The organism is Paenibacillus sp. 01T422 (assembly GCF_056398785.1).
Genome location: NZ_JBFTQB010000316.1, coordinates 1 through 6,491, shown reverse-complemented (window position 1 = coordinate 6,491; position 6,491 = coordinate 1). Strand labels below are relative to the sequence as shown.

5 protein-coding genes and 1 pseudogene are annotated in these 6,491 nt (G+C 47.7%); 5 read left to right on the top strand and 1 reads right to left on the bottom strand.

From position 1 onward, the window contains the following. A pseudogene (locus AC1DUA_RS18320) lies at positions 1 to 1,489 on the top strand (hypothetical protein); the annotation flags it as partial. A 72-nt stretch (positions 1,490 to 1,561) separates the two neighbouring features. Here AC1DUA_RS18320 and sigW read toward each other — a convergent pair. Beyond that, positions 1,562 to 2,173, bottom strand: coding sequence for an RNA polymerase sigma factor SigW (gene sigW / locus AC1DUA_RS18315; protein ID WP_145661437.1), 612 nt, complete (start codon positions 2,171 to 2,173; stop codon positions 1,562 to 1,564). Between the two features lie 516 nt (positions 2,174 to 2,689). Between sigW and AC1DUA_RS18310 the strand changes: the two genes are divergently transcribed. The 4 genes from AC1DUA_RS18310 (at position 2,690) to ruvB (ending at position 5,691) form a co-directional block, all read left to right on the top strand. Continuing rightward, entirely contained in the window at positions 2,690 to 3,355 is a 666-nt protein-coding gene (locus AC1DUA_RS18310) for a BofC C-terminal domain-containing protein (protein ID WP_477501133.1), read from the top strand. Between the two features lie 119 nt (positions 3,356 to 3,474). Further along, positions 3,475 to 3,978: a crossover junction endodeoxyribonuclease RuvC gene (gene ruvC / locus AC1DUA_RS18305; RefSeq protein WP_477501132.1), complete on the top strand. Its 504-nt coding sequence runs from the start codon at positions 3,475 to 3,477 to the stop codon at positions 3,976 to 3,978. Then, positions 3,975 to 4,604: a Holliday junction branch migration protein RuvA gene (ruvA, locus tag AC1DUA_RS18300; RefSeq protein WP_477501131.1), complete on the top strand. Its 630-nt coding sequence runs from the start codon at positions 3,975 to 3,977 to the stop codon at positions 4,602 to 4,604. Before ruvC ends, ruvA begins: the two co-directional genes overlap by 4 nt. A gap of 76 nt (positions 4,605 to 4,680) precedes the next feature. Continuing rightward, a complete protein-coding gene (gene ruvB / locus AC1DUA_RS18295) occupies positions 4,681 to 5,691 on the top strand; it encodes a Holliday junction branch migration DNA helicase RuvB (protein WP_477501130.1) in 1,011 nt (336 codons plus the stop codon). Positions 5,692 to 6,491 lie beyond the last annotated feature (800 nt).

The window sequence follows — 6,491 nt, the reverse complement described above, 5'->3', positions numbered from 1 at the left end:
GCTTGGGAAAGCCTGGGATGTACCTCTTCAGGCGATGATTGGGGCGAATCCGCAGCTGAAGAATCCCAACGTACTTATGACAGGAGAAGTTGTATTTGTTCCCAAAATGCATCATGAAACTACTGGCATGAACCCGCATCCGCCTTCAAAAGCGTCAACGATGCCTTTTGATCATATGCCAGAGGCACAGCCAATGGCTCCGAATGATGCAAGCCCTCCGCCATATATACCAGTTCCGGAAGAAACGATGCCAGAGGAAATGCAACCTATGCCAGAGGAAATGCAACCTATGCCGATGCCGATGCCAATGCCAATGCCAATGCAACCAATGCCAATGCAACCAATGCCAATGCCAATGCAACCAATGCCTACTGCACCTGCACCTGTGCCAGAGCAGACTTTGATGCCTGAAATACCAGAAATGGAGCCTGGGGTTATTACGCTGCAAGAACCATATGAGCAGCCAGCCGTTCATCCTTTCAAGCAGTTTCATATTAAGGCAACGGAAGTATTCGCTTATCCAGAGGCTAACCAGCCAGAAGCAGCAGCGTATCCAGCCTTTACGCCGTACCAACAGCAGCCTTGGGAGCAGGCACCTCATCATACTCAAATGAACACGTTCCCTATGAGCAACGAGGGTTGCGGCTGTGGAGGCCCTTCCATGATGGAACAACCATGGATGACAGCTCAAGAAGGTTTTCCGACGGGTCCTGTAGGAAATCCATGGGATGGTCACCAGCATGGCTACCACCATGGCATGCCATCTATGCCTAACATGCCCGATATGCACACAATGCAATCTATGTCTAACATGCCTGAAATGAATACAATGCCATTCATGTCTAACATGTCTGAAATGAATACAATGCCATCTATGTCTAACATGCCTGAAATGAATACAATGCCATTCATGTCTAACATGCCTGAAATGAATACAATGCCATTCATGTCTAACATGCCCGATATGCATACAATGCAATCTATGTCTAACATGCCTGAAATGAATGCAATGCCATTCATGTCTAACATGCCTGATATGAATGCAATGCCATTCATGTCTAATATGCCATTTATGTCTAACACGCCTGATATGCAAACCATGCCGGCTATGCCGAATATGCCTTACATGCCTGATTTATATCCGCAAGGCACTCCTTTTGATATGGGGCAGGCGGGGCATAATCCGTTTGCTTTTCAACCGGGGCCATATGGTATCCCTTATGCCGGAGGTCACTATCAAGCACCTTTCGAGTCGCCTATGATGCCGCAGGTTCATACGCATGAACTTATGAAAGAAAGCGATAAGGATGAAGTCGTAGAAATTGATATTCGCACGAACAAATCAACGAAATCCAAAAACAGCAACAGCTCTTCTAAAAGAGTAAAATTGAACGGAACAGATGCACTCAATGCATTCGTAAGACGTCAGCAAAGAGCGACTTTGGATTCGCAGGAATCTAGACCCAATATTCCTTGGATTAATTTCTGAACAAAAAAGAAGCCTCCTGAGTCCACAGTCCGTGGATTTGGAGGCTTTTTTATTATTTAAGCTGACGGAACATTAAGCAATCATCCCAATGGTGAAGAAGACCATGAGGCCAACGACGAAATTCATGCCCCACTTCTTGCGGAGCAGCTCCCGCCCGCGGTGCAGACGTGTTTTGACCGTTGTAATCGGTAAGTTAAGCTTGGTACTAATTTCTTGAAGCGAAAGCTCTTCCAGATAGTAAAGCGTAATGACACTTTTATATTTGTCGGCCAGTTTATTGATGGAAGTGTGCATGTGATCTTGGATTTCTGTTTGCAGAACTGCGTGCTCAGGTGACTGATCCTGGCTGGCGAGCTTACTGTAATAGCTGTAATCATCGTCATGATCGTTCAGCTCAGCATCCAAGGATTGAACCGGCCGTTTTTTGCGCAGCAAATCAATGGCGACATTTTTGCCGATCCGATAAATCCAAGTAGAAAAGTTCTGACTTTCATCGTAGTGATTCAAATTCAAGTAAACGCGAATAAATGTTTCTTGAACGATGTCCTCCGAATCAGGCCTGTTATGAAGCATGCGGAAAGCAAGCTTTTGTATTTTGTTACGGTATAACTCGACTAATTCAACGAAAGCGTTGCGATCGCCTCGTCTGGATAATTGAATTAATTGAAGTTCTGCCACATTCATGGTGTTTCCCCTCCTTAGAGTTTTCGTAAGAAAACTGTCTTCGAAAGCATTGGCTTAGCGTTTTCTTTAAGAAAACCGGCTGGCAGCCTTTTTCAAATATATATCGTTTTCCATGGATAAGTATGAGAATATTTCATCTACTTCTGACTATATCATTTCTGTGGCTACAGTCAAATTTTATAGCTATTTTATACTCAATACATTTCCATTTGTTGCCTTATTTATGGAAGTTTGGTTACTTTTCATGTCAGTGGTCGGGTATGAGGCTGAAGTGGAGCGTGGTGTGGTCACGCCTTTTTCAGTTTTGAGTACTTCATTCCAAATGGCAACGGCTCCCCACAATAGGACAACTCCTATAATCAGGAGTGTTGTACGCTTAATTCGTCTTTTACCTTTCATGATAGAGCTTCACCGTCCGTCTTGATTGGTTTGATGCTACTCTCCCTATGGTAAATGATGTATAGCGTCTCATGCAAATGGAAACAATACGGAAAAAGAGAATAGAAGGGGATACCAGTGGATGTACAACGATTTTTGAAGCATTGGAAAAGAAGGCTGCGCTGGAAACGCAGTTGGTTGACATTAGGGATGATCTTCCTTGTAGGTACGGTTTGTTGGATCGGATATGCAACAGGCAGTTTTTCAGGTACAAGCAATTCTCCGACTCAAGCTACGATGGCTCAATTAACGCCGGAAGACGATGTACGTCTGAAAGAAGCGGAAGCGACGCTGAAGCGGATCACAGATACCAGAGAAAGCTACATGCTCAAGTCTTACGTTTGCGGAGAAGAGAAGAGTACACTCGGTCTGCAAACCTCAGAACAGCTGCTTAATATGCAAATGAAGCATCCGAACTGGCTGCTCAGTGTCAGCCCTAACGGAGAGGTCACATTTACCGAAAACATCGAAGATTTGTCTCCGACTTGCAAGGAGAAAGCGGTATTCGGCATCGATGGCAGCAGCAACCTTTCATTGTTTAACGGTACTCCTGCGAAAGATAATGTGATACGGACATTTTTTCAATTAAACATTAAGCATTTGGAAAGCAGCCTGCCCCTAGATACGGTGGAGAAGCTGCGCGAGGGTATTCGCATCTCTGATATGGAGGAGTATAATAGCGTATTATCAACATTCAGCGATTATGCCGTGGAAGAAACAGAAAAAGCGATGACAAGGCCATAAATAAGCCTAAAAGTTGAGGTAGATGAGGGGAAATCCCGAGTCTATCTCTTTTTTTTGTTATCTGCTATAATTAGAAATGACTACATATGTTCGCTTTTTTTAGATGGGAGAGTAATGCTGTGCGTATTCTGGGGATTGATCCGGGTATCGCGATTGTAGGTTTTGGTTTTATTGATAAGATTGGCAGCAAGCTCGTTCCTGTGCAATACGGTTCAATTCAGACGGAAGCACATACCGATCCAGGTCTGAGGCTGAAGGATGTCTATGACGCTACAACGCAATTGATAGAAAAGTATAAACCGGACGCTATGTCCATAGAGAAGCTTTTTTTTAACCGAAATGTAACGACAGCCTTTACCGTAGGGCAAGCACGTGGTGTCATGATCCTAGCCGGTGTTCAGGCAGGTCTGCCGATTGCGGAGTATACACCGCTGCAAGTGAAGCAGTCCGTTGTCGGTTACGGAAATGCGGAGAAGCGTCAAGTCCAGGAAATGGTCAAAATATTACTCAAACTATCGCAGGTGCCCAAGCCTGATGATGTAGCGGATGCTCTGGCGATCGCTATTTGCCATGCCCATTCTTCTGCTTTGCAATCTAGAATAAATGAGGTCAAGAAAAGATGATAGATTTCTTACGAGGGAAAGTTGCGCTGCGCGAGAGTGAGTATGCTGTGCTGGATGTGAACGGTGTAGGTTATCGTGTATTTTGTCCTAATCCCTATGCGCTTTCGCATAAGGATAATGAAGATGTTACTATGTTCATCCATTATCACGTAAGGGAAGATGCTCATTTGCTATTTGGTTTTATCTCTAGAGATGAGCAGTCTTTATTCCGCCTATTGCTTGATGTAACAGGGATTGGCCCTAAGGTAGCTTTGGGCATTCTTGCAGCAGGAGGAAGACCGGAGGCTGTCATTTTGGCGATTAGCCAAGAAAATTTGGCTTTCTTAACCAAACTGCCTGGCATCGGCAAAAAGACGGCGCAGCGGATTATTTTGGACCTCAAGGACAAATTAGGTTCAGTGACGTTCTCAAGTCCTGAAGCGGCTGTAGCTTTAAGTGTAGTGGGCTCAGCGCAACTTACAGAGGGCGGTCAAGTTTGGACAGAAGCGAAAGAAGCTTTGATGACGCTTGGTTACACGGAAGCAGAAACGGATCGCGCATGGCTGCAAGTGAAGCCCAAAGCAAATCCTTCTGATTCTGTCGATGTTTTGATGAAGCTTGCTTTGCAAGCCTTGTATACGATGTAGCAAGTAGCTTACCTGAACTAATACTTGCCTATCAATGAAGAAAGCTTTCCTAGGGAAAGCTCTTAGGAGGATCACCATGGATAATGACCGGATTATATCAGCTAATTTGATGATGGAGGACAACGTCATAGAGTACAGTCTGCGTCCCCGTTATTTGGCTGAATATATCGGCCAGAAGCAGGCTAAGGAGAACCTCAAGATTTATATTGAAGCCGCCAAGATGCGCAAGGAAGCGTTGGATCATGTGCTGCTTTATGGACCGCCAGGGCTCGGGAAGACGACCCTGTCCAACATCATCGCCAACGAGCTTGGCGTGAGCATACGAACAACCTCCGGCCCCGCTATTGAGCGGCCGGGCGATTTGGCTGCCATCCTGACGAACTTGCAGGAGGGTGACGTGCTGTTCATCGACGAAATTCACCGCCTCCACCGTACGGTGGAAGAGGTGCTGTATCCAGCGATGGAGGATTTTGCCCTTGATATTATTATCGGCAAGGGGCCGAGCGCACGCTCGGTGCGGCTGGACTTGCCGGCGTTTACGCTGATCGGCGCGACGACGCGCGTCGGTTTGTTGTCTGCGCCGCTGCGCGACCGTTTCGGAGTCGTCAGCCGGCTGGAGTTTTATACGGTGGAGGAGCTCACCTACATCGTCTCCCGCACGGCCGACATCCTGCAGGTCGGCATCGTGGGTGAGGCTGCGCGCGAAATCGGCATGCGCTCGCGCGGAACACCGCGTATCGCGAACCGCTTGTTGAAGCGGGTTCGCGACTTCGCGCAGGTGAAGGGCGATGGCATTATCACGCTGGACATCGCCAAAGAGGCGCTGAAGCGCATCCAGATCGATGACCTCGGTCTGGATGAGATCGACCACAAGATGCTGAGGGCGATCATTCAGAGCTTCCAGGGTGGCCCTGTAGGGCTGGAGACGATCGCTGCCACCATCGGTGAAGAGAGTCAGACGATCGAAGACGTCTACGAGCCTTATTTGCTGCAAATCGGATTTTTGCAGCGTACTCCGAGAGGGCGGACTGTTACGCCTCAAGCCTATCATCATCTGGGCTTGCCGGTGCCGGAACAGCGGTCATAAAGAACATGAGAAGGAGCCGAGAGGCTCCTTTTTTTCGTCTTTGATTTCGTTGCTGTCGTGTCACGGCTTCATCTTAATGCATACACTGCACCAGCCGCTCGTCCTACTTCCTTCTCCACGCCAGTGCCGCTTGCTCGTACTGAGGCTGTCAGGCTGTGCACCTGGTGGAACGGGGGCTCACGGATGGGAATAAGGAGCTGACTGCTGGGCGCTTACTGGTGGGAACAAGGAACTGACGGCTGAGCGCATAATGGCATAATGGTGGGAGCAAGGAGCTGATGGCTGAGAGCCTAATGGTGGGAACAAGGAGCTGATGGCTGAGTGGATAATGGTGGGARCRAGGAGYTGAYGGCTGAGAGCCTAATGGTGGGAACAAGGAGCTGATGKCTGAGAGCCTAATGGTGGGAACRAGGACTGACGGCTGAGMGCMTAATGGTGTATTCATGGCACTTCAACTAGCTGACTACTATAGTCGATGTTTTCCCTCGACTATTAAGCTTCCTTCAACCACTAGCTCACCCTCTTGGGACGCCAGCCGCTAACTTGCCCCCTGCGAGCACCAGCCTGACGGCTTGCTCCGAGCGAGCACCAGCCTGACGGCTAACGGACTGAGATAACCCTATTTGCCACTTTTGGACTAGGATTAATATCTAACGGACTCAGGTGCCGTTATTGAACAAGATCTTGCCCAAAACAACGGCAAAGACCATGAATAACGCCTCCTCAGTCCGATAGCATCGCAAATCCAGCCGGATTTGCCCAAATAACGGCTCCTGAGTCCGTAACAGAACAGTGGCTTA